Genomic DNA, 24,731 nt, shown 5'->3' with positions numbered 1-24,731 from the left:
CTCGTCGACTACCGACTCACCGCCACACCGCCAGCCACAGATCCCTGACCACGCCCCAGCACTGGCGGATCACGAGCTTCAGATCCAGCCAGAACGACTGGCGGCGGATGTACTCGAGGTCGTATCGGAGTTTCATCTGCGGAGCAGTGCTTTTCGCGCCGTTGACCTGTGCCAGTCCGGTCAGCCCCGGCTTGACGAACCAGCGCTTGCGCCAGGCGGGTGCGTCCTCTTCCAGCAAGACCTCCTCTTCGGTCCAGGCGGCCCGTGGCCCGACGACGCTCATGTCGCCGCAGAGAATCGACCACAGTTGGGGCAACTCGTCGAGATGTGTTTTTCGCAAGAAACGCCCCACGCGCGTAATCCGGTCGTTCTCCGTATCGGATGACGGAACGGCAGATTCCCCCTCGGGGACCATGGTCCGGAACTTGTAGACGGGAAACGTCTCGCCGAAACCGGCGGTGCGATCCTGACTGTACAGGACTGGCCCGGGGCTGTCGAGTGTGATCGCCAGCGCGATGACGAGCATTAGTGGTGCAAACAGGACGAGACCGATAGTCGCGAACAGCAGGTCGAAGCCGCGTTTGAACAGATGATCGAGCGGATCCCACGGCTCGATGTCGACGGTGACGATATCGCCGACGGCGCGTTCGGAGACGAGGACGCTATCGGCGTACTCCCGATGTGTCTTCGCGTCGACGCCGTGTTCGTGGCACACGTCGAGTGTCCCGAAGAACTCGGCGCGGTCGGGCTGGCGAAATGCGAGCACGACGGTGTCGATATCGAACTCGACGAGGATGTCTTCGAGGCGGGAGAGGCCGCCGAGGCGGTTGAGCATCGTGATATCAGTGCCAGTGGCAGGTGACGAGTCGGTGACCCCGCCGTCTGCGGCGGTAGTGGACGATGACCCCCCGCGAAATTCGTCGATGTCGCCGGTCGGACAGAGATAGCCAAAGATGGGCGAGGTGACGGCCGGTGCGATCCGGTCGATCTGTCCGGGGTCATCGCCCACGATCAGCGCCCGTTTGGCCGACTCGTCCGGTCGGTGTCGGATCCAGATCAACCACACCGGGATCATGACCAGTAGCAGGCCAATCGTCATAACGAGTGTCGCTCGCGGAAGGCGGTACGACCAGTTGAAATACCCGAGCGTCGAGAGCGCGAGGCCACCGACGATGATACGCTTTTGAGCGAGAAAGATCGTATCGAGCACGCGCCGGGGTTGCGGTTTGTACAACGGAATGAGCGCACCAGCGACGGCAGCGACACTCAACCCCATCGCCCAGTAGAGCGAACTGCCCGAGAGAACGGTTACGTCGAGGCGGTTGAACACGGGGACGTGCGTCGTAAACAGCGACTGTGGGAGTTCGTGGTTCGCCACCAGCACTGCGAGCATCGTCAGGAGAACGACACCACAGAGGCTCACGATCCGATACCGCCATCCTGTCACCATACACCACTTGTCGCCACTCCCATTGTGATGATGTATTTGACATTTATTCGTGATCGTTTGTTTCTGGAACGTATACTGTACTCTAAAAGACATACTCTGGGTGAGAGAAAAGAACGGGACTGATGAACGTCGGTTCGCTTCCGTCCGGGTGCACCGACGGCGTCACCAAGCTTCAAACGGCTATTCAGACACTGAGGGACGACACAGGTAGCTGCTGATTCCTCCTACGACTGGAGTCGTGGGCGTCCTCCGTGCATTCCTGTGAGTTCACGCACGGCCGCGACACCCCGTCACACGAGCGTCTGACTGAGCTTTTTGAAGGACTGTGTGGAGGTCGCTGGTATGCACAGAGACGCGACAGTCGGATCGGTCGGAACCGTGTCCCAACTGCCAGCGGCCGAGAGCTGCTAATCCATGGGCGCAACACGCTCCAGGACCCGTCGACTGCCGACGCTCGGGACGCGCGCAAAACGGTGGCCGGCCTACCTCCTCGCCATCTGCTGGCCGGGTGCTGGCCACTGCGTCCGCCGCCAGTGGGCGCGGGGCTGTAGCTGGGCCCTGCTCTGTGCCACTGCCCTCGTCTTTCTCAGCGGCGGCGCGCTACTCGAGGGCGGACTCGCAGAGCCGCTCGTCGTCACCTCGCTCCGACACGAAGCGCTCGCGTTCCACGAGTTCGCGATCCCGCTCGCGATCGTCGTCCTCAACGTCCTCGACCTCTATTTGCACACCGCGTTCGTCACGGATCGCCGAACCCGCTCGTGACGGTTTCATCCGCACAGCTAACGCCGTGGGCTTTCGCCTGTACCTTCTGTAACCCCCACAACCGCATCCGACCCACACCGCAGCACAGAGGCTACACCCTTTTCCATGTGGAGTGAGAACACGCGCCCATGAAGAAACAGCAGGCGATTACCGAGTCGGAACAGCCCACGTCCACCGAGGAAGACGGTGGACTACTCGCGCGACTCAAGAGCATCGTCAAATCGGAGTGAAACTCGCGTCGAAATCAACCCGGGCGGCGTCCGAACTCGTGATCGTCGCTCGAGCATTCGTACCAGCGGCTGTCGAGACGGTCGTCAGTGATGGCAACCGAAACCGATTCTAGCAGAGCCTGTTCGGTTGCCCTGGATCCAGCGGTGCTCAGTGGGCACGCCGTCGATCGAGTCGGCTGGTTACGATCGCCATCAGGTACCCGATGAGGAGGGTGATTGCAAGCCCTAGCAACACGTACTCGAACGGAGTCATACGTTCCACCACCTATGATAACACATGTCATGATGATAGTTAACATTTGTTGGTGTCGGCGAACGCATCGTGACGGAGAGAGCAGAGCATCGACGACGGGCGAGTGCCTGCACCTGCAGACTCACACCCGTCGGAGATCATGCTGGGATTCGGCGAGTACGTCGTGCCACAAATCAGTACCCGAGATCGAACGCCCAGTTCGTGACGAGCGCGAGAAACGTGATCGAGAAGAGTCCGGCGAGGACGAGAAACGACGGTCCCCAGCCGAACAGGTCGGCTAACAGGCCGACGCCGACAGAGCCGGCGGAGCCGATGACGGTGTAGAACGTTCGAACGAGCCCGAAGCCGGCGCCCTGTTCGGTGGCATCGAACTGATCGAGGAATCGCGGATCGAGCGCCGCAAAAAAGCTCGAGCCGAGACCGATCAGCAGGAGTCCGACGCCGATCGCCACTCGTTCCGAGCCGGCTACCAGTCCGAAAAGGCCGACGGTTCCCGCGAGCATCGCCGTCCCGATTGCAAGGTCTCGACCGTATCGATCGGAGAGTTCGCCAAGCAGGAACTGGCCGACGGCGCGCACGACGAAGAACGCCGAAAAGGCCGCGCTGGCGACTGTCGCCGAGTAGCGGTGGTACTCGATCAGAAACGTCGGGAGGAACGTGAGCAGACCCTGGACGATGAACGTGCCGAGCATGGCGATCACGAGCGTAAAGGCGACCGCCGGTCGCGAGACGAGTTCGAGAAGCGCACCGGGTTCAAACCGCTCGCGCATCGGCTGGTCGGGCCGTCGTGGCTCGGTCTGGCGCACCCGCCAGGCGAACACTGCGAAGACAGGGAGGCCGACGGCGAGCGCGAGCGCGACTGCTGGCCGCCAGCCAAATCGGACGCCGACCCAGGCCGCCGCGACGGGCGCGACCAGGCCGGCGAGCGGACCGCCGATCGAGTGGATTCCCACCGCGCGTCCGAGTTCGTCGTACGTTCGCGACAGGAGCGTCGTCGCGACGGCGTAGTGAAGCCCAGCGACCAACCCGAGGAGGACAGCGAAGAGCACGAACACGGGAAACACCGGTGCGAACGCCAGCAACAGGCTCGCGATCGCCGTGCCGCCAACGGCGAGGAGGATCACCGGTTTCTCCCCGTACCGGTCGCCGAGGACGCCGCTCGGGAACTGCGAGAGGCCGTAGGCGAGCCACATGCCGGACAGGGCGAATCCGATCTGTGTGTTTGAGACGTCGAAGTCCTCGACGATAAACGGGATGACCGGGCTGATCGCCATGCGCGCGAAATAGGTCACGAAGAACGCGAGCAGGCAGAGAACGAGAACTGTCGTTCGATACTGCCAGCGCATTACTCGTCCGCCACGTTCGTCGAGATGCGTATAAGTGTAGTGATGTCACAGACACACATCGTCGCCGTTGACCGGCGTCCCGCGGTCCTCAATCGTTCGCTGCGCGATGGCCGAGTGGGGCGAGTCTGTTCGAGCGCCTGCGTACTCGCGTGCAGCAGTCACTCGAGACGGTCGTGTTCGCTCGTTCAGTTCGAGCCACAGTTATTCCACGACCGCCTATCCTGGGCCAACCAAGTGGCGTACCCTGTGACGGGTCACCCCGCGGTAACCGCGGTCCAGATCTCGTCGTACCGTTCGATAACCTCGTCCGAACGGGGCCAGTTGGGGTGGAGGCGATCCATCTCGTCATCGGTGATCACGAGATCATCGATGAAGTCCTCCGGGTCGCCGGTTTTGCCCCAGTCGTCCCAGTTCTCGCGAATCGCCTGGCCGAGTTCGCCGTCGGTAAACTCCTCGTTTTCCAGCGGTGGGCGGTACACCGTCGTCTCGACCATCTTCTCCAGACTTTCATCTCGGAACATGAAGTCGGTGAACATGGTGCTGACGACGGGGTGTGGGGCATGTTTCGGAATCGCGAGTTCGTTCGGCGAGATAACCGATCCCTCCTCGGGAATGAACCAGTCGACGTCGCCGTCGTGGTCGTACATCGCCCTGAACGCTCGACCGTCCGTGTGCGTCCCGATGGCTGCATCGCCGCTCATGAGCAACTGCATCTGCGTTTCGTGTTCGTCGCCGTAGTTGAACACGAGATCACGCTGTTGCTCGAGTACCTCCTGTATCTCCTCGAAGTCGTCGGGGTCGTTCGGGTCCTGGCCGGTGTAGAGGGCACCGAGTTCACAGAAGAACCCCGCTTGGTGGGCGAAGATCGACATCTCGTCGGCATACTCCTCATCCCAGAGGATCTCGATCGATTCCGTGGGGTCCTCGATTTCGTTGGTGTTGTACACCACGACCGGCCCGAGCACGATCGAGTGGGGAACGCCGTACACGCCGCCGACTCCTTCGTCGCTCCAGAACTCCTCCCGGTGGAGGTCGAAATAGTCGTCGATGACGTCGACGTTCGGCATCTCGTCGACCGGAATCGGTTCCAGCATATCCTGCTCGTTCGCCTCGTGGATCCAGTTCGTGCTGAGGCCGACGTTGTCGATGTCGTGGCCCTCCGGGTTCGCTTCGATGTTCGTGAACCAGTCCGCTGGCGTCGAGTACGCCTCTGTTTCGAAGTTGTTCAGGTCGTACTCCTCGGCGAACGCCTCGGCACCCCACTCGTTCCACTCGGCGTACCAGTTCCAGGCGTGAAGGCTGTCGCCGTACTCCTCCGGCGGCCAGTCGTCGAAGTCGATTTCGATCGGGCGAGTGTCTACACCGCCGTTGTCCCCGCCGAGGCAACCGGCAAGGCTAGCTAACCCAACCCCTGCTGCACCTTTGAGTATGTTGCGTCGATGTACCATGGGTATCCACATCGGTGGTTTTCGGTGCATCTATTTAGAATTGAGGTGAATGTTACCATAGTACATGGGTGAAGTCAAGGTGTCGTATACAGAATACGAATACAGTCATAGTCGGATGTCTGACACTGAAGGCTATAACCAATAGCTTTCTTGCGTCGTCGAGTCGACAGCAGACAGTCATAACCACGTATCCGGCGGGAATAGGACTGCAGTCTAAAGTGGCGTATGAGTAACAATAACCATATAATTCCCCACATCTGGAGCCGCACTACGTGGATAGATTGACATCTGCCAGTAAACGACGACCTGCCGTTCATCCCTCGCCGTTCGGCTGGACCCTGAAGGAACGAGGCGGTAGTATCACGGTTTCCATACCCGAATGTACCCGCCTTTCGGAGGGGAGGAGAGAGGCACAAGAAAGTGTGGAGAGTGAGAACCAACGTCGATCAAACCGAGACGGTCATCCAGCTCCGTCCAACAAACTACCAGATCCACATACTGTTTTTCTCATAGAAAGCTCGGCATCGAGTGGCGTATTCGATCACTCAGTGCTGGATGCGAAACGGAGCCACAACTGATGACGAACAAACGATCGAGTCACAGCGTGGTCGACGAAGCCGTGATCCAATTCGACAATTGGCGTTACTGTTGGACGCTGGAACCGATCCAAATGCGAATAATCAGCATCATTTGGCGCGAATAACTGCACATCTCACGGCGCTCTGTACGGGACTGCAAGAGAAACCCAACGCCGATGCGACCGTGTTTTTCACTGATGCTACACTATCGTTCGAAGCTGCCCGCTCTATTCACGGGATCCGACTTCGAGACACAGACGGGGGAACGAACCGCGCTACCGATACATCTACTTTGTGAGTTGTCAGCGAAGCATTCAGCTTGAATACCATTCAGAAGTTCACTCTACTGCCGGTCAACTATGGGTGGCACTCGAGACGGACTGCTGAGAGGAGCGCCTCCGAACGATTCCCGAGGGACCGCACGAAGAGCTGTAACCGACATGTCTGACCAACTCGCTCGAAAACGCAGCGTCACGTGTTCGATTCCGTCGGCCCCTGGCGGAGTAGTGGGAAGGCTCCGTTGGGTGGGAGAACACTCTCCGGTCGTGGCTGCTGTGAGGCGGTGGTGTTTTATCGTGGTTCCAGCCCGGGATTTCATTAGCCCGTCGTGATCTCCGTCCAGATTTCATCGTACCGTTCGATGACGTCGTCCGACCGTGGCCAGGCATCATAGGAGCGCTCGAGTTCGTCTTCAGTGATGACGAGGTCGTCGATAAAGTCCTCGGCATCGCCTTCTTTCTCCCACTCGTCGTCCCACTTGTCGCGAATGGTATCGCCGAACTCGCCGTCGGTGAACGCTTCGTTCTCCATCGGCGGCCGATAGACGGTCGTCTCGACGAGTTTCTCCATGCCCTCGTCTGTGAACAGGTAGTCCGTGTACATCGTGCTCGTGATTGGATTCGGACCACCTGTCGGAATCGCGACTTCGTTTGGACCGACAACGGTCCCTTCCTCGGGGATAAACCAGTCGACGTCGGCGCCGTGGTTGTACATTGCCCTGAACGCCCGGCCATCGGTATGCGTGCCGAGAGACGCGTCGCCGCTCATGAGCAACTGCATCTGTGTTTCGTGTTCGTCGGCGTAGTTGAAGACGAGATCGCGCTGTTGCTCGAGTACCTCCCGGATCTCTTCGAAGTCGTCCGGATCGTTCGGATCCTGGCCGGTATAGAGGGCTCCGGCTTCACAGAGGAAGCCGCTGAGGTGTGCCATCATCGAAATTTCATCAGCGTACTCCTCGTCCCAGAGGATGTCGATCGACTCCGGCGGGTCCTGGATTTCGTTCGTATTGTACACCACGACCGGACCGAGCACGATGGCATGCGGGACGGCATACACGCCGCCGACGCCGTCGTCGCTCCCGAAGTGTTCCCGGTGGAGATCCATATACTGGTCGGCCACGTCGACGTTCGGTAACTCGTCGACCGGGATCGGCTCGAGGGCATCTTCTTGATTCACGCGGTGAATCCACTCGGTGCTGAGTCCGACGTGATCAATCCCGTGATTGTCAGGATTTGCCTGGATATTCGTAAACCAGTCCGATGGCGTTGCGTACACCTCTGTCTCGTAACTGCTGAGATCGTACTCCTCGGCGAAATTCTCTGCCCCCCACTCGTTCCACTCACCGTACCAGTTCCAGGCGTGAAGGCTGTCGCCGTACTCCTCCGGTGGCCAGTCGTCGAAATCGATCTCCACCGGTCTCGTATACTCTCCATCGTCTCCCCCGAGACAACCGGCCATACCCGCGACACTGATCGCCCCAGCTCCTTTCAGTACGTTCCGTCGGTGTACCATGCTGTAACCATGACTACGTTTCTCCCATCATCAGTTAAGCATTCGGGTGAGAATGACACTCACTCCGTAAGTACATACCAGGAGTGATGAAAGAGGATCGTCGAGCCGAAAAAAGAGGAGACCGCTGCTAGCGGATCGCAATCCGTTCGACGTCGGTAATCAGGACTGCCACTGCAACCATGAGCAATGCGACCGCCAGGAACACAATACTGATGACGTTGATTTCTGGTGACATGGTGTGTTCGATTCGACCCCAGAGGTACACCGGAAGCGTCTCCATACCGGTACCGCGGACGAAGTACGTGTAGACGAACTCGTTGAACGACATCGTAAACGCGAGCAAGCCGCCGGCGATGACCCCCGGCAGAATATTGGGCAGTGTCACCCGACGGAACGTCGTAATCGAGTTCGCTCCGAGATCCTTCGATGCTTCCTCCAGTGTCGTATCGAACGAGAGGAACGACGGGAGGATAATGAGCGCCGCGAACGGCAGGATACGAACGACGTGTGCGATAACGACCTCCCAGTACGAGCCGGTGCCGCCGAACATACCGAACAACAGTGTCAGTGCGATACCGACGACGATCAGCGGAACGACCAGTGGGAAGGCGATGAGGACTGTGATCACGCCCTTCCCCGGGAAGTCGTACTTGGAGAACGCGTACGAGTACATGATCGCCAACGCGACGGCGATCGGCGTCGCAACGAGACTCACCTGTAGCGAGGTGAAGATCGCCGACCACGCCTGGCTGTTATCGAGGAAGATATGGTAGAACTCGAGCGTGAAATTCTCCGGTGGGAAGACCAACACACTATCTGCAAACGACATGAACGCAACGACGATGATCGGGAGCCACAGGAACAGGAACAGCGGGAGCAAGATGAGGAATCCGACCCGCTTCCCGTGGTCTTCGAGGAACCGTTCGACTGGACCGATCACAGTGTTAATATTCATTATGTCTCACCTTCAGTTTCGGGGCGTTTCAGGATCTTGTCTTCAACACCAGCGAGTACGGCGAGCAGCAGTGATGCGAGCACGACGAGCGTGAGGAACACACCGAGTGCCGCACCGAAGTTCCAGTTGAAAGCCTGGTTGAACTGGTTATCGATCACCATACCGATCATCACCGATCCCGTTCCACCCAGCAGTGCCGGGGTAACGAACGCACCGAACGCCGGCACAGCGACCAGAATCAGGCCAGCGTAGATACCGTTCTTTGTCATCGGCAGCGTGACGGTGAAGAACGCCTTTAGCGGCCCGGCACCGAGGTCTTTCGCTGCTTCGATGAGGTCCTCGTCCATCGTCTTTATCGACGCGTAGAACGGCAGGACCGCCAGTGGCAGCCAGACGTATATCAGTCCGACGAGCACAGCCTCATGCGAGAACATGAATCGCTGGGAACCCTCGACGATGCCGACGCTATTCAACGCCCAGTTGAGAACACCATCCGCTTGCAGGATGTTGATCCAGGCATACATGCGAACGATGTAGTTGGTCCAGAACGGAAGAATGACGAGCAACAGCAGTACCGTCGTCTTTGTGGAGAATCGGACCATACTGTACGCAAGCGTGTAGCCGAGCGCCACGGTGAAAATTGTCGTCCCCGTGGCGATCAGGAACGTATCCCAGATGATCCCGAGGTAGAGCGGATCGAAGATCCGGGCGAAGTTCTCCAGTGTGTAGTCGGCCGGCGGCAGCCCAGTGAGGAACGCATACCAGAGCATGATTAGCACTGGGACGATGACGAACGCCACCAGGAGCCCGACCGTCGGTCCCACCAGTAACAACACTCGCAGCCGTGGTCGGTCACGGATGTACTTGAGGACCGACTGCGAGTATTCGTTTATCGTCGACTGTTCGGTTTTTGTTGCCATCCTACACAGCCTCCTTTCCAGGGAATATGAGACAGTCGTCGGTCTTCCACTGCACGTAGACATCCTCCCCGATACTGAACTCGGATCCTGTCTCGTGTTCCTGTTGTTCAATCACGAGGAACTCTTCGTCCTCCGTGTCGACGATATATGCGATGTTGTCTCCACGGTACATCCGATTTCTCACTGTCCCGCCCACCTCGAACGCGGTTCCGTCTCCAGTCGAGGAGGCTTGCTGCAGCTGGACGTTCTGCGGTCGAACGCCGATGTCGACCGTCTCGACGTCGGGTGCGACGTCCTCCGTTTCAGTTACTGGCACCTGAATCGGTCGCCCGTTTAGTTGCACTTCGACCGCATCGTCGTCCATTGCGACAACTTCTGAGTACACCGAGTTCAGGTCGCCGATGAACTGCGCAACGAACTGCGATTCTGGATCGCGGTAGATCTCTTCGGGCGTTCCGATCTGCTCGATTTGTCCTTCGTTCAGGACGACCATGCGGTCGGAGACCGACATCGCCACTTCCTGGTCGTGGGTCACGTACAGGAACGTAATGCCGGTCTCCTCCTGGATCTGCTGGAGTTCGAACTGCATCCGCTGGCGGAGTTTGCGGTCGAGCGAGGCAAGCGGCTCGTCGAACAACACGACACTCGGTTCGTTGACCAGTGCCCTCGCGAGCGCAACACGTTGTTGCTCCCCGCCGCTCAACTGGTCGATATTTCGATCGTCGTAGCCCACGAGGTCGACGATTTCGAGCATCTCCGTGGTTCGACGCTGCTGTTCGTCCTTTGGGACACCTCGCTGTTGCAGCCCGTATCTGATGTTCTCAGAAACTGTCAGGTGGGGAAACAGCGCCAGATCCTGGAACACCATGTTCACTTCACGTTCGAACGGTGCCATCCCGACGACATCATCTCCGAGAATCTCGATCGAACCACTCGTCGGCGACTCGAATCCGGCGATCATTCGAAGAATCGTCGACTTGCCTGAACCGCTCGGTCCCAGGACAGAGACGAACTCACCCTCTTCGATGTCGAAGTTGGCACCCTCGACGGCGATAACGTCGCCAAATTCCTTCCGTAGGTCTTGAATTGATACAATTGACATGGCTCTCTTTGCTATTTGTTGTCGTGGGGCATTAATGTTTATCCCGCGGTAACTGCCGTCCAGATCTCGTCGTATCGCTCGATGACTTCGTCTGAACGGGGCCAGTTGTGGTACAGATTGTCCATTGTTTCTTCTGTCAACACGAGGTCGTCGATGAAGTCCTCGGCATCGCCTTCTTTCTCCCACTCGTCGGTCCAGTTTTCGCGAATTATCTCTCCGAGTTCACCGTCAGTGAATTCGTCGTTGGCAACCGGTGGACGATACAGGGACGTGTCGATCAGCTGCTCCATCCCTTCGTCGCTGAAGAGGTAGTCCAGATACATCGTGCTCGTAACCGGGTTTGGCGCGTTTTTCGGGATAACGAGCGTATCCGTCCCCCAGGTCGCACCCTCCTCCGGAATAAACCAGTCGACGTCACCGCCATGGTTGTATATCGCCCTGAACGCTCGGCCGTCCATGTGTGAACCGAGCGTTGCATCACCGCTCATCACGAGTTGCATCTGTGTCTGGTGGTCATCGGCGTAGGTGAACACGAGGTCGCGCTGTTGTTCGAGTACCTCCTGAATCTCTTCGAAATCGTCCGGATCGGTCGGATCCTGACCGGTGTAAAGTGCACCAGCCTCACAGAGGATCGCTGGTTGGTGAGCGATCATGGAGATTTCGTCGGCAAACTCCTCGTCCCAGAGGATGTCGATCGATTCGCCTGGGTCCTGCAATTCCTCCGTGTTGTACATGACGATCGGGCTGATCACGATTGAGTGAGGGATACCGTAGAGTCCACCTGCACCGTCGTCGCTCCAGAACTGCTCCCGGTGGACGTCGAGGTACTGGTCGGGAATCTCTACGTTCGGCATCATATCGATAGGAATCGGTTCTAACAGGTCCTCTTCAACGGCCCGATACTGCCATTCGGAGAAGGCACCGATTTGATCGATTCCGTGATTCTCCGGATTCGACTGGAGATTGGTAAACCAATCACCGGGTGACGCGTATGTCTCAGTGGAGTAGCTATCGAGATCGTACTCCTCGGCAAACGCTTCGGTCCCCCATTCGTTCCACTCGGCGTACCAGTTCCAGGTATTGAGTTCGTTGTTGTATGATTCTGGCGGCCACTCCTCGATAGCAACGGGGCGAATCGACTCCCCGTCGCTGTCCCCACCGAGACAGCCTGCGAGACACCCTGTCCCGAGCACACCTGCGGTTTTGAGAATCGCGCGTCTATTTGTCATAGTGACATTCAACACCCCCATCCATGTCGGGCTATTTAAACGTTTGCTGAGGAATCATACGGCGATATCTCGCCCCGATTACGACACCGGTGAAACTGGGTTTTCGTTCTATTCAGAAGGTACACACCCCAGGGAGACCCGGAAAGAGATGCCCAGAGCCGCTCTCGTTCATGCCACGTCAATAATTCGAGTATTCGAAACAATAATATGGGCGAATGTATATGTGTGGTGTGTGATGGCGGAACAAACACAGGCCAAGAACCCAGTGAAAGGCGTTGAGCGGGCCTTCCACATACTCGAAACGATAGAAGAGCATAACGGACTCCGGTTAACAGATGCCGCAGCCGAAGTCAATCTGGCACGAAGCACCACACACCGCTACCTGAAGACACTCGAGGCGATGGGATACCTATACCAGGACGGAAATCAGTATAAATTGTCTCACCGGTTCCTTCGCTTTGCGTCGCACGTGCGCACTCGGGATCCCAGATACGGCCTGATCGAAGAGAAGGTGGAGCAACTTGCCCAAGAAACCGGCGAACTCGTCCAGTTCATCATCGCAGAACACGGACAGGCAATCTACGTCCTGCAAGCAACCGGTGAAAACGGCGTTCAAATCAACACCAAGATCGGAAAATCCGATCCGGTCCATACGACCGCCGCTGGAAAAGCAATCCTCTCTACGTGGTCCAGGGACGAAGTGAGCGAGTTCATCGATACGTACGGGCTTGCGAAACTGACGTCTCAATCGATTACAACTGAAGCAGAACTCTTCGACGAATTGGACCAGGTGCGAGCACAGGGGTACAGCGTCAACAACCAGGAGAACGTCGAGGGGTTGAAGGCCGTCTCCGTCCCAATTACCGGTGCTGGCGAGAACACGCTCGGAGCACTGAGCGTCTCGGGACCGACACACCGTATGAAAGGCGACTGGTTCACCGGCGAGCTTCCGGATCTCCTGCTCGGGATTAGCAATGAACTGGAGCTGAATTTTCGGTACTTAGAAAAAATGGATTCCAAATAATGGGACATATCTTGTACAATAACCCAAGTAACATCTTTTTAAGTCATCGGTGCGATACGATCGATGTTTACGCATGTACAACAGTAAAAATCACCGATAAAATTACTGGCGTACACCTGTAAATGGCCCTCGTCAAACGACCGACAGCTACGATACATTTGTTGTTTGTTCCCACACAACATTCCCACATATTCGAAAAACCAGTGATAGTTTCGGACGGACGGATGCCTGATCAGTAGTGTCACCAACTCCGTCCGAGAGGGCGGGAATCCGCTTCAACTGCTGATGAAATACGTATAGATATCGCGCCACGGCTGTTCGGAGACTGCTACTACTCGGTTACTTTGTACTCCGGGACGAGTTCACCATCCCGGGCAACGACCACGCCGTCTTTGATGACGTATCGTCTGGTTGCCTGTGAAATAATAGCCCACTGTGGCGATGGCTCGTCGAAAACCACAAGATCCGCGGGCGTTCCCTCCTGGAGTCCGTACTGGTCGCTGATCCCCAGGGCAGCTGCCCCCTGCTCAGTAATCATGCGCCAGAGCCAGCCGAGCCCCTCGTTCGTATCGAACCACCGGTAGTCATCGGCGAACGTCCGGTCGCCGTGGAGCTTGGTCGATTCGACGAGTGCACCCTCCAATGAGTCTGCGTTGCCGTGGGGGAAGACGAAATCTCGATCATTGTCGGTTCCGTGGGCGAGGGTGACACCTTCTTCCAGCAGTTTGCGAACCGGCATCGACGGCCTGGTGCTCTGATAACAGGTAACGATGTTTGCATCCATCGCAGTAAACGCATCGATCAACTCATCCAGTTGCCAGTCTGAAATGTGGGAGAGACAGAAACAGTGGCTCGCAGTCACCCTGCCGTCATACCCGTTCTCTCTCGTGTACTCGAGAAGGCGTTCGAGCGTATAGCCGCCAAGCGTGCCGCCGTCCTGGATGTGTACGTCCAGCCCGACGTCGTGTTCGCTCGCGACGTCGAACCACGCTTCCATGGTTCTCTCGATATCCTTGTTACTGCCCGCCGGATCACTCCCGCCGACGAGGACCGCTTCACCGGTAGATTCGTCGCGTTTCCCGAGTTCGATCGCGTCGCTGAGGAGTTCCTTCCCCGCCGCATCAGGGACGTGTCTCGCTGCGGGGACCAGCTGAAGGTCCGCAAGCTGTCGTGCCTCCGCTCGTGCCGCAGTCACGGCCTCCATATTCTGGAGTCCGAACGTCTCGTGATTGACGGCGACGTGGCTACGAATATAGGTTGTTCCTGCAGCGACAGCCATCTCGATGTTCTGCAACGCACGCTGTGTAATGTCTTCGACGGACGCATCTGCGAAATACTCCTCTTCGCGAGTCTTGATGTCACTGAAGTCGAACGCAGATTCGTTCCCCTTCGGTCTTCGTTCGCCACACGCGGCAAACGACTTGTCGATGTGCATGTGGCTGTCGACGAATCCCGGTCCAACGAGATTCTCCTCGGCATCGATTTCGGTGTCGGCAGCCGCATCGATTTCCTCGTCGAGCGCGGTGATCGTTCCGTCCGTAATTCCGATGTCGAGTATCTGGTCGTGTTCGGTACTGTACGCGTTTCGAATGATACTGTCGTAATCTGCCATCATCTCTCCTGTAACGCTGTCGGGTGCGTTACATCATACCATGGACAAAATCCTGCATAAGTGTTTGGGGTAGCAAACAGTGTTCGCAAAACCGACGTATACCGAACGGCGACTCGGAGTGAGTAGTGAGTCCCACGGTTGAATACTGGTACGTGGATTGGTGGGTGACCGCCCGTCCCAACCAGTGTACTCTCTGTCGGTTAGTGGTAAAACGAAGCTCTCGCAGCCGGTTACTCACTCCTCACGAACGCCACACCAATCCATCGCCGTTAGCGCGAGTATCTGGGCCGTCTCGACGAGCGAGTCAATTTCGGCGAACTCGTCCGCACCATGGGCGTTCTCACCGCGAGGACCGACGCTCGGGCACGGAATGTCATAGTATCGGTTGTAGAATCGTTCGTCGTTGCCAGCGAGGCCCCCGCGGTAGTCAACCTCGCCACCAGTCGTTTCTTCGGTCTTCTCGCAGACGAGTTCGAAGAACTCACTCTCGAAGTCCACCTCGTGTGGGTTCGTCTTCCAGCCGAACCACTCGAGTTCGGGTGGGTTCTCCGAGAGCCACTCGTCCTCGTCGACCACCTCGGCAATCGCCGCCGCAACCTCTTCTTCGATGTCCTCGTGTGTCTGTTCCGCGCTGGGTGGCCAGCCGATCCGGTACTCCATTATCGCCTCGCCTGGGACGGTTGATGTCCACGATCCGGGGACCTCGATGTTCGTCAGGCTGAGGTTCGTCGTTCTGCCTTCGGCCTCCGGGTACTGGTTGATGGCTGGGCCGTAGTCTTCGATGCGTTCGTTTCGCTCGTCGTAGAGATCCATCAGCCGCTGGTAGATCTTGAACGCTTCTCCAACGGCGTCGACACCACGGAATTGGAACGCCGTGTGAGCAGCCTTCCCAGGAACCGTCACCCGGAAGTACCGAACGCCAGCGCTCGCGACGCCGAGCGTTGGAACACCGGACGGTTCGGTGATGATCGCCGCGTCGGGCTGGTGACCGCGTTCGAGTGCGGAGAGGACACCGCCGACGCCGCCGGCCTCCTCCTCGATCGTCGTCTGGAGCGTCAAATCACCGTCGAGTTCGACGCCGAGGTCCGCAAGAGCCTGGTACGCCATTGTCATTGCGGCGACACCACCTTTCATGTCGTACGTGCCACGGCCGTATATCCGGCCGTCCTCGACAGTGCCTGTCCAGGGGTCGTACGACCAATCGGAGATTGGTTCCGGCGAGACGACGTCTACGTGGCCGCTAAACGTAAGCGATGGCCCATCTCCATCACTGAAGTCGGTCGCCGCGATGTTCTCCCGTCCCTCGTATCCGTACTCGGTGTATGTATTCGTCTCGAAGAATGCCGGGTGCTCCCGCAAGGATTCGATATCCGGCTCCCAGGCGTCGATCTCGAGGTCCAGTTCGTCGAACTTCTCACGCATTACTCGCTGTGCCGGTTGCTCCTCGCCAGGCAGGGAGCGGGCGGCAACCAGTTCCGAAAGAAAGGCGACCAACTCGTCGCGATTCGACTCGATGTACTCACAGACTTCTGTTTTCGTGGCTGACATCAGTCCCCGAAAACGAGAAACGTCCATTTATACGTTCTCCAATAGGTGCTATTTGCTGGCAATCCACACAGTAGTACGTGGCCGATTCGACACCAGCACGGTCAGCCACTATCAGTCGAAAAGTTGCATTGTCAAGACACACGTTCCATGCGGTTCATCCCCTTGGATGAGTGTGAGAGACTCCCCTTCGATGGGTGCGCACCGCGCCTACGTCGGGTATCGACGTGAGTGTCAGAGCATAGTGGCTGCCACTCGAGGACGGCGACCACGCCTCGACTCAGTTCGGGTGCGTATCGGCACGGGGACCGGCAATACCTGTGTTAGCACTGACCAAACATTTAAATAAGGAAGCGTAATGGGTTGGGGTGTGGTTACACGATGGTTAATCGACGCGACATCATCAAAGGTGCGGGAGCAGCTAGCATAGCGGGTCTGGCCGGGTGTCTCGGTGGAGACAACGGCGGCAGGGACATCAGACCGGTCGAGATCGATTTCGACGACTGGCCGCCAGAGGAGTACGGCGGCAATCTTAACGCCTGGAACTGGTACGTCGAGTGGAACGAGTGGGGAGCCGAGGATTTCGCCGAGGAGTACGACCTCGACAGCTACTCCACAGAGGCGTACTCGACGCCAACCGACTGGTTCAGCAATCTACAAGCCAGCCCAGAGAATCACGGGATCGATCACATCGGTGCCTTCACGGAGTGGGTTCACCGCGCCCGTGAGGAAGAGATGATCGAACCGATACCGATCGACGAGTTACCCAACGTCGAGGTCGCTGATCAGTACCTCGATCCACACCGTGAACTGTTCTGGAGCGACGACGGCGTCGGTGGCGTCTACGGACTACCCCACTCAGTTGTGATCAGCCCGATCGTGATGTACAACACCGAGGAGGTCGAGGACCCGCCCGAGTCGCTCGACATCCTCTGGGATGAGGAGTACGCGGATGAGATTTCGATGATGGCACACCACGGCGGGTTCCTCTGCGATGTCGGAGCGCTGTACACCGGCCAGGATCCGAACGATCCGGACGACTTCGAAGAGATCCAGGAGGTACTCGAGCAACAGCGCGACCTCGTCTTCAACTACGCCGACGAACACGAGACACAGATGCAACTCGTGATGAGCGGTGACGCTGCCCTTGGAACGCACACAGACGGGCGAGCGTTCAGGGCGATGTACAACCAGGGCGGCGACGTCGACTGGTTCATCCCGGAAGAAGGCGCGACCTGGGGGACAGACGTGATCCTGCTGCCACAAAACGCTCCGAACCCGGTAACGGCGACGATGTACATCGACCACCTGTTCACGGATACTGGCTGGGAGAAGTTTGTCGAAACGACGGTGTACCGACCGCCGTTCGAAAACGAAGAGTTCACCGACGGGGAACTCGGCGACGCCATTCGCGAAAAGTGGGACGATGAGTGGGACAAACACGGCGAGGCGGAAGATTTCATCGACGACCTGGTTATCACCGACGAAGAGTTCGACCGGATGCACCACAACTGGCCCCGCTCGGACGACGTCATCGAACGGTACGACGAGATCTGGACCGAAGTCACCGCCGGATAGTACTGTTCCTTTTCTTTGTATTGAAGAGATGGTCGCTGACGATGTAGATGTCCGCAACGAAGCGCCAACGGCAAGTGAACCGATCCAGTCAACCGCGACACGAAGACCGAGGCGGAGACCGGAGCGATCTGCAACTCACTCCGTGGTTCCACACCAGTCGATCGCCGTCAGCGCGAGCGTCTGGGCGGTCTCGACCAGCGAGTCGATCTCGACGTACTCGTCTGCACCGTGGCCACCGTGCCCACGTGGCCCCACGGAGATGGCTGGAATGTCGTAGTATAGCTGGTAGAATCGTTCATCGACACCGCCGAGTCCGCCAACGTATGAGGTGTTGCCGCCGGTAATCTGTTCGGCGTGCTCCGTTGCGAGTTGGACGATCTGCTCGTCAGTGTCGACTTCGTGTGGATCGGCGTCCCAGCCGAACCACTCGATCTGTGGCTTATGTTCCGCCAGCCAGGAGTTCTCCTCGGCGGCACCCATAATCGCGTCGGTTACCTCCTGTCGAACCTCCTCGCTCTGCTCGCCTGGCGGCCAGCCGACGCGTCCGGTCAACACCGCCTCGCCGGGTACTTTCGATACCCAGTCGCCCGCCTCGGCAACGCTGACACTCAGGTTCGTCTCACTCCCTTCGGCCTCGGGGTCCTGTGCGACGGCGGGTTCGTACGAGATGCGTTCTCGTCGTTCCCGGTCGAGTTCGGTGAGTGCGTGATAGACGTCCATCGCGTTCCCGATCGCGTTCACACCGCGGTACTTGCGGGCAGTGTGGGCTGCCTTCCCCGAGACAGTTACTCGGAAGTAGGAAACACCTGCCCCCGAGATACCGATGTTAGGGATACCGAACGGTTCCGGGATAACCGCCGCGTCGGGCTGGTAGCCGCGCTCGAGCGCCGAGAGCACGCCGCCGACGCCGCCGGCCTCCTCCTCGATCGTCGTCTGGAGCAACAGATCTCCCTGGAGATCGATACCCAGCTCTTCGAGCACCTCGTACGCGTGAATGAACGCAGCGATGCCGCCCTTCATGTCCATCGTCCCGCGGCCGTACATTTTGCCGTCCTCGATCGTCGGCTCCCACGGATCGTACGCCCAATCTGCCACTGGCTCGGGTGTTACGACGTCGATGTGGCCGCTGAACGCGAGACTCGGACCGTCCCCGGATCCAGCCCGTTTTGCGACAATATTCTGTCGTCCATCGTAGCCGAACTCGTCGTACGTAACTGTCTCGAAGAAGCCGGGATGGTCCTCGAGGTTCTCCACCGACGGTTCCCATGTGTCTATCTCCAGGTCGTGCTCCTGTAGCCGTTCGTGGATGATCTCTTGTCCCGGCTGTTCCTGCCCTGAGATAGACTGGGCGGCGACGAGTTCTTCGAGCAGCGATAGCATTCGGCCCTGTTTTGCTTCGATTTGTTCACATACTTCAGACTTCATGCTACCACCAATCACAGCACCTGATTTATATTTTATCCCACCTGCTAATCAGAAGTTGTCTCAAACACAGCTGCGGTGAGTAATTTGAGTGCATGAGCGAGTGATTGTCGTCCGCCGCCGACAGCCACCGGTATCTTTAGGTCAATGTCAACTGATGTCATAGTCATGTCCGACGCACAACAGCGTGCGGTCGTCAAGCGAATCGAAGAGACGCGCGACGAGCTGGTAGGGCTCGTCGAATCACTCGTCGAACAGCCGACACACGAAGGGAACGAGGCGGCGGCCCAGGAAGTCGTCATCGACGAACTGGAAGGAATTGGACTCGAGCCGGACGTCTGGGAACCCGACGTTTCAGAACTGGAAGACCACCCCGGCTACTTTGACACGAAAACCTACGAGGAGTATGGCTACGACGGGCGACCAAACGTCGCTGCCACCATTGATGGGGCAGGGGACGGACGCTCACTCGGGTTCAGCGGCCACATCGACGTCGTCCCCGTCGATGAGGAACGGTGGAGCTACGAGCCGTGGGCCGCGACGGTCGAGAACGGACGCATCTACGGACGGGGCACCTGTGACATGAAAGGTGGGCTCGCAGCCGGGATTCACGCCGCGAAAGTGCTCGACGAACTCGGCGTCGAACTCGCCGGCGATCTGATCCTCGAATCGACGATCGACGAGGAAGCCGGCGGGACCGGCGGGGCGCTCTCCGCGCTCGAGCGCGGCTACCAGCCCGACGCGGCGATCATCACCGAACCATACGGGGTCCCCAACATCGGCGTCGCCAGCGCGGGCGTGCTCTATTTCAGAGTAACCGTTCCGGGCAGAGCGGCTCACGCCGCACACGCGTTCAACGGGGTCAACGCCGCCTGGAAGGCGACCCGAATCTTCGAAGCGCTCAGAGAACTCGAGTCCGAGCGCAAACAGCGCATTTCCTTCCAGCCCGCGGTCAACGAGCGACCAGCGGCGGAGGGCAGCGTGACCAACCTAAACGTCGGCATCTTCGATTCCGGCGATTGGCCGTCGACGGTTCCCTCCGAAGCGACGATGGAGTGTCGGCTCGGATGGCCACCCGGTGAGTCGCGCGAAGAGGTGCGCACGGAGATTGAAGAGACGATCCAGGACGTCGTCGACCAGGACGAGTGGCTCTCGGAAAACCCGCCCGAACTCGAGTGGTTCGGCTGGAGGGCGGAGGCTCACGAGGTCGACCGCGATGCGGAGATTACGCAACTCGTGAGCGACAACGCAGAATCCGTCATTGGCGAAGACGGAACGTGGGTCGGCGGATTGGCGGGGCTGGATGAACGGTTCTACGTCAACTACTACGACATTCCGTGTCCGAGCGTTGGCCCTCGCGGAGAAAACATCCACGGCGCGGACGAGTACGTCGAGATCGACTCGCTGGTCGAGACCGCCCAGACGCTCGCGCTGACGGCGATCGACTGGTGTGGCACCGAGAGGACGTGATCCGAGTGGGTGGTGTCACTATACCGGTCGTGCCCGCGTGACCGGCCATTGTGTTACGTCCACTCGCGAACCGTCTGTCCGAGGGCCGCGATCCCGCGGTCGATTTCGTCGGGCGAAACGTAACTGAACGAGAGCCGCAAACTATTGTTCCCAGTATCCTCGGGGAAGAACATCGATCCGGGGAGATAGGTAACGCCGTTTTCGGCGGCATCAACCAGCATCTCTTCGGTATCAATCTGCGCTGGGAGCGTAACCCAGACGAAAAAGCCACCGGTGGGTTCGGTCCACTCAGCTGTTGGCGGCATGTGGGTTTCGAGGCTCTGTTGCATCCGATCCTTGCGCTCTCCGTACGCACGCCGTATGGCATCAATATTCGCCGCGAGCTTGCCCGACGTACAGTAGTGGGCGACGAGGCTCCGCGTGAACGTGTTGGTACCGCCCGCACTGAGCTTGCGTAGCACCGCAAGGATCTCCTCGGTCGCGATTATCCAGCCGGTCCGAACACCCGGGGCAATCGTTTTCGAGAAGGTTCCGATGTGGACGACGCGTCCGGTATCATCGAGAGCCTTGAGCGGCGGCAGGTCGTGCTCTGTGTACCGCAGGTCGCCGTACGCGTCGTCTTCAATGATTACGAAGTCGTATTCCTCAGCCAGTTCGAGCAGTCGCTTTCGGCGATCCATCGAAAGTGAAACGCCAGTCGGATTCTGGAAGGTTGGAATCGTATACAGGAGCTTCGGTGAGTCGCGACCCTGTTGTTCACGCAGACGCAACGTTTCGGCAAGCGCGTCGATGTCGAGTCCGTCGGCGTCGACACCAATGCTCGTTAGTTCCACGCCATGATTTCTGAAGACGCTGATTGCACCCATAAACGTCGGTCCCTCCACGAACATCGAGTCACCTGGTTCGAGGAAGGCCCGGCAGATCGTGTCGATGGCACGGGTGCCACCGTTGGTCACCAGCACGTTCGATGTCCCACAGTCGATGCCGCGGCTGTGAGCTCGGTCGGCGAGGAACGTCTCGAGTTGCTCGGTGTAGCTACCGCCGCCGTACTGGAGCACCTGCTCGTCTTCGTCCGTCAGGACGGTCTCGGTTGCCTCGATGAGGTCGTCTTCGGGGAGCGACTCCGGATACGGGAACCCGTACCCAAGCGAGACGGCGTCGGGGGCCGAAATCGTTCGCCAGTCGCCGTATCCAGCCTTTCCAATCTGCTCTTTCACCGTCGTCGCAAAAATATGGTCGAACGCACCGGATCTCTCGGATTTTTTCATGCAGTTTCTCTCTGCGTCCATAGTACTGTGTTTTGCCCTATTAAGATACCCATCAGTGTCCATTACTGTAGGGATTTGACTGTCCACGATGTCGCGAAAGTGGCCTGGTTCACCGCGTCGAGTCCACTCTCTTATATAGAACTCGCGAACTGACCCAAAATTATTTATTTGTGTGTTTGATGCTAACACCTATGACTACATCCCGCACAGGAGCCGAGTATGTCGTCGATGCGTTGGATCAGTATGGTGTAGAACACCTCTTCGGTAATCCAGGTACAACTGAACTTCCGGTAGTTCAGTCACTAAGCGACAGTTCGATCGAGTACGTTCTCGGACTCCACGAAGATGTCGCCGTCGGAATGGCGTCCGGATACGCCCGAACCCGACGCTATCACTCCCACCACGACGAGGACATAAATCCGATCGGTGTCGCCAATCTGCACGTTGCCCCCGGTCTCGCACACGGGGTCGGGAACGTCATCGGCGCCTATTTCGCCGGGTCACCGCTACTCGTGACGGCCGGCAACCACAGTACGGACTTCCAGCACGAAGAGCCGATTCTGTCGGGTGACCTCGAAGAACTGGTCCGTCAGTACACAAAGTGGAGTGGCGAGGTCAAATCCGTCGAGGCACTCCCCACGATGCTACGACGGGCGGTTCGATACGCACTCACGCCGCCGACCGGCCCCGTCTTTCTTGCCCTCCCCCTGGACGTGATGCTGGACGAAACGACACAGGAAGTCGAACGACTCGGCGAGATTCCACGCGCCGGACGGGGCGACCTCGATTCGATCGAGGCCGCAGCCGACGCGATCGCCGATGCAACGGAACCCGTGGTTATCACCGGCGACGAAATCGCACGGTCCGGCCCGGACGCGGTCGAGGCAGCCGTTTCGTTCGCCGAGTCGAGCGGTGCTCGTGTCCACGGCGAGTTCCTCCCCGGGGAAGTCAGCTTCCCGATGGACCATCCACAGTGGGGCCACTACGTCCCTGGAACCGAGAGCCAGTTCGCCGACCTCGTCGATACCGACACAGTCGTCCTCGCCGGCTGTTCGTCCCTGACGACATCGATTCGGCATGAAGAGCCGCTGTTCTCACCGGAGACGACGATTATTCAGATCGGAATGAACCCCCGAGAACTCGGGAAGAATCGACCGGCAGACGTCTCCGTTATCGGTGATCCGGGCGCTGTGATGAGCGAACTGGCCGCCGAACTTGAAACACGCATCTCGGAGGACGAGCGCCGGAGACGAATCGACACTGTCCAAGAAGCCATCGAGCACTTCAGCGAACAGCAGCGGCCCGCAGAGGCGGACGACGACGATCCCCGCGCATCGAAAGGTGAGCTCGGACAGGCGATGTTCGAATCCGCGTCTGACGCGTTTCTCGTCAACGAGGGCGTAACGAGTAGCAGAGCCGTCCGGTGGCACGTTCCGTACGGCACGGAAGGGAAGCTGTCGAACAAAAGCGGCGGACTCGGGTACGGGCTCCCGGCGGCAATCGGCGCGGCCATCGCCGAACGCGAACGGCCGGACCCGCGGGACGTCGTGGCGTTCATCGGCGACGGCTCATACTTCTACTATCCGCAGTCAATCTACTCCGCCGTTCGGTACGACGTTGATCTCACTGTCATCGTTGCGAACAACAACAATTACCGTATTCTGAAGGACAATACGCTCCGCGTCCTCGGCGGCAACGAGGACGAGCACGACTTTGTGGGGATGGACTTCGAACCGCCGCTGAACATCACCAAAAACGCGGAGAGCTACGGCGCAAGCAGCCGGATGGTCTACTCCCCATCGGAAATCGCATCGGCAATTGAATCGGCACGCGACCAGGATGGAACGACCGTCCTCGACGTGTTAGTTCACGATTGAGACGGACTGCTGTGACTGGTTACTGGACAGTCGAGAGCAGCTCTCTGCACCTTCTTTCGGTCAATACTACCCAGAACGAGATAGCTATCTCACGAACGCTATAGTAACTCTGGAACCATTTACAACCAATCGCACGGCTGCCGTTCGAGTGGATACGTCTTGCCTGTCAGCAGGCACCAACTGCCAGCTTCCGCTTGGATTTGGTGGTGTCCTACTTGCGGCACCCTCCAGTGTAGCATCGTCGCATATTATATAATAAAAATTATCTATCTTCGCCAGGTGTGTTGTAGTTATGCCAGAGATGACCAATACTGAGCTGGCGCTCACCCGATTGTGACTGAGGAGGTATGAAAGTAGTCAACTTGGTCTTGAAGGTACAGAGCCACTTTTCGGCCAGGTGTTTCTTGGTATAAGAGAGTTGGTTACTCATCCCCATATGGCCAGATAACGCCCTATCGAATGCAACATCCCAACAGATATATCACTCGGTGTTGGAAAATATAGTAAAATCACATGGCTACCACGGCTGAGTTGGAGCTCTCTCACCCACATTCCGAGACAGTAAGAAGTATTCGTCAGCGAAATAGTATTGTGTTAATCTAGCAATACCTATCGAACCCATTTATAAAATAGATTTTACTATTAGGCCTCGAGACAGCGAAGTCGTCCTCAGAACACAAAGCGTTCCGATGGACCACACGAGAACGAAGCCCGCGTTGACACCAGCAGCTCTGGAACGCTGTTACCTGGGTGGATGGCAGTACAGACGCGCCAGAACGACTGTCCCCACTTTCCCTGGAGAAGAGAAACACATCTCCGCAGTGTGCAACGAAAAGACAAACGAAGAAACCGAGGTTCAGACAACGAGTAT

General features: G+C 58.2%; 17 protein-coding genes. 5 read left to right on the top strand and 12 right to left on the bottom strand.

Going from position 1 to position 24,731, the window contains the following annotated elements; all coding sequences use genetic code 11:
- Positions 1 to 16: 16 nt before the first annotated feature.
- Entirely contained in the window at positions 17 to 1,450 is a 1,434-nt protein-coding gene (locus NMAG_RS00555; RefSeq protein ID WP_004213488.1) for a sugar transferase, read from the bottom strand.
- Positions 1,451 to 1,864: 414 nt separating this feature from the next.
- Between NMAG_RS00555 and NMAG_RS00550 the strand changes: the two genes are divergently transcribed.
- Complete coding sequence (locus NMAG_RS00550; RefSeq protein WP_004213487.1) at positions 1,865 to 2,212, top strand: hypothetical protein; 348 nt, start codon at positions 1,865 to 1,867, stop codon at positions 2,210 to 2,212.
- A 656-nt stretch (positions 2,213 to 2,868) separates the two neighbouring features.
- On the opposite strand, the gene NMAG_RS00545 is transcribed toward NMAG_RS00550, so the two are convergent.
- The 7 genes from NMAG_RS00545 to NMAG_RS00515 form a co-directional block, all read right to left on the bottom strand.
- Positions 2,869 to 4,041, bottom strand: coding sequence for an MFS transporter (locus tag NMAG_RS00545; protein WP_004267096.1), 1,173 nt, complete (start codon positions 4,039 to 4,041; stop codon positions 2,869 to 2,871).
- Positions 4,042 to 4,295: 254 nt separating this feature from the next.
- Positions 4,296 to 5,489 carry an ABC transporter substrate-binding protein gene (locus tag NMAG_RS00540; RefSeq protein ID WP_004267095.1) on the bottom strand — a complete coding sequence of 398 codons (1,194 nt, stop codon included), beginning with the start codon at positions 5,487 to 5,489 and terminating at the stop codon, positions 4,296 to 4,298.
- A gap of 1,175 nt (positions 5,490 to 6,664) precedes the next feature.
- Positions 6,665 to 7,858: an ABC transporter substrate-binding protein gene (locus NMAG_RS00535; protein ID WP_049916066.1), complete on the bottom strand. Its 1,194-nt coding sequence runs from the start codon at positions 7,856 to 7,858 to the stop codon at positions 6,665 to 6,667.
- Positions 7,859 to 7,985: 127 nt separating this feature from the next.
- Positions 7,986 to 8,813 carry an ABC transporter permease gene (locus NMAG_RS00530; RefSeq protein ID WP_004267093.1) on the bottom strand — a complete coding sequence of 276 codons (828 nt, stop codon included), beginning with the start codon at positions 8,811 to 8,813 and terminating at the stop codon, positions 7,986 to 7,988.
- Positions 8,813 to 9,733 (bottom strand): ABC transporter permease, encoded by a 921-nt coding sequence (locus tag NMAG_RS00525; RefSeq protein ID WP_004267092.1) that lies wholly within the window; start codon positions 9,731 to 9,733, stop codon positions 8,813 to 8,815. Before NMAG_RS00525 ends, NMAG_RS00530 begins: the two co-directional genes overlap by 1 nt.
- Position 9,734: 1 nt before the next feature.
- Positions 9,735 to 10,835, bottom strand: coding sequence for an ABC transporter ATP-binding protein (locus NMAG_RS00520; RefSeq protein WP_004267091.1), 1,101 nt, complete (start codon positions 10,833 to 10,835; stop codon positions 9,735 to 9,737).
- Between the two features lie 38 nt (positions 10,836 to 10,873).
- Entirely contained in the window at positions 10,874 to 12,064 is a 1,191-nt protein-coding gene (locus NMAG_RS00515) for an ABC transporter substrate-binding protein (RefSeq protein ID WP_004267090.1), read from the bottom strand.
- A gap of 1 nt (position 12,065) precedes the next feature.
- Here NMAG_RS00515 and NMAG_RS00510 point away from each other — a divergent pair, with 1 nt between their 5' ends.
- Positions 12,066 to 13,088, top strand: a complete 1,023-nt coding sequence (locus tag NMAG_RS00510; RefSeq protein ID WP_237076795.1) for an IclR family transcriptional regulator — start codon at positions 12,066 to 12,068, stop codon at positions 13,086 to 13,088.
- A 331-nt stretch (positions 13,089 to 13,419) separates the two neighbouring features.
- Here the strand turns inward: NMAG_RS00510 and NMAG_RS00505 are convergent, their stop codons facing one another.
- Together NMAG_RS00505 and NMAG_RS00500 are read right to left on the bottom strand one after the other, a co-directional pair.
- On the bottom strand, positions 13,420 to 14,700 hold the full coding sequence (locus tag NMAG_RS00505) for an amidohydrolase family protein (protein ID WP_004267088.1): 1,281 nt from the start codon (positions 14,698 to 14,700) through the stop codon (positions 13,420 to 13,422).
- 234 nt (positions 14,701 to 14,934) lie between these two features.
- Positions 14,935 to 16,248 (bottom strand): ArgE/DapE family deacylase, encoded by a 1,314-nt coding sequence (locus NMAG_RS00500; RefSeq protein ID WP_012996303.1) that lies wholly within the window; start codon positions 16,246 to 16,248, stop codon positions 14,935 to 14,937.
- A 378-nt stretch (positions 16,249 to 16,626) separates the two neighbouring features.
- Here NMAG_RS00500 and NMAG_RS00495 point away from each other — a divergent pair, with 378 nt between their 5' ends.
- Positions 16,627 to 17,823 (top strand): ABC transporter substrate-binding protein, encoded by a 1,197-nt coding sequence (locus NMAG_RS00495; protein ID WP_004267086.1) that lies wholly within the window; start codon positions 16,627 to 16,629, stop codon positions 17,821 to 17,823.
- A gap of 135 nt (positions 17,824 to 17,958) precedes the next feature.
- Here the strand turns inward: NMAG_RS00495 and NMAG_RS00490 are convergent, their stop codons facing one another.
- Entirely contained in the window at positions 17,959 to 19,248 is a 1,290-nt protein-coding gene (locus NMAG_RS00490) for an ArgE/DapE family deacylase (protein WP_012996302.1), read from the bottom strand.
- Positions 19,249 to 19,413: 165 nt separating this feature from the next.
- Here NMAG_RS00490 and NMAG_RS00485 point away from each other — a divergent pair, with 165 nt between their 5' ends.
- Positions 19,414 to 20,715 carry an ArgE/DapE family deacylase gene (locus tag NMAG_RS00485; RefSeq protein WP_004267084.1) on the top strand — a complete coding sequence of 434 codons (1,302 nt, stop codon included), beginning with the start codon at positions 19,414 to 19,416 and terminating at the stop codon, positions 20,713 to 20,715.
- A gap of 53 nt (positions 20,716 to 20,768) precedes the next feature.
- On the opposite strand, the gene NMAG_RS00480 is transcribed toward NMAG_RS00485, so the two are convergent.
- Positions 20,769 to 21,983, bottom strand: a complete 1,215-nt coding sequence (locus tag NMAG_RS00480) for an aminotransferase-like domain-containing protein (RefSeq protein WP_148221895.1) — start codon at positions 21,981 to 21,983, stop codon at positions 20,769 to 20,771.
- A gap of 191 nt (positions 21,984 to 22,174) precedes the next feature.
- Here NMAG_RS00480 and NMAG_RS00475 point away from each other — a divergent pair, with 191 nt between their 5' ends.
- On the top strand, positions 22,175 to 23,860 hold the full coding sequence (locus tag NMAG_RS00475) for a thiamine pyrophosphate-binding protein (RefSeq protein ID WP_004267082.1): 1,686 nt from the start codon (positions 22,175 to 22,177) through the stop codon (positions 23,858 to 23,860).
- The last annotated feature ends 871 nt before the right edge of the window (positions 23,861 to 24,731 follow it).

Origin of the sequence: Natrialba magadii ATCC 43099 (genome assembly GCF_000025625.1) — an archaeon.
Classification (GTDB): domain Archaea; phylum Halobacteriota; class Halobacteria; order Halobacteriales; family Natrialbaceae; genus Natrialba; species Natrialba magadii.
Note: the sequence above shows the minus strand (reverse complement) of the source record. Positions and strands in the feature narration are given on the sequence as shown.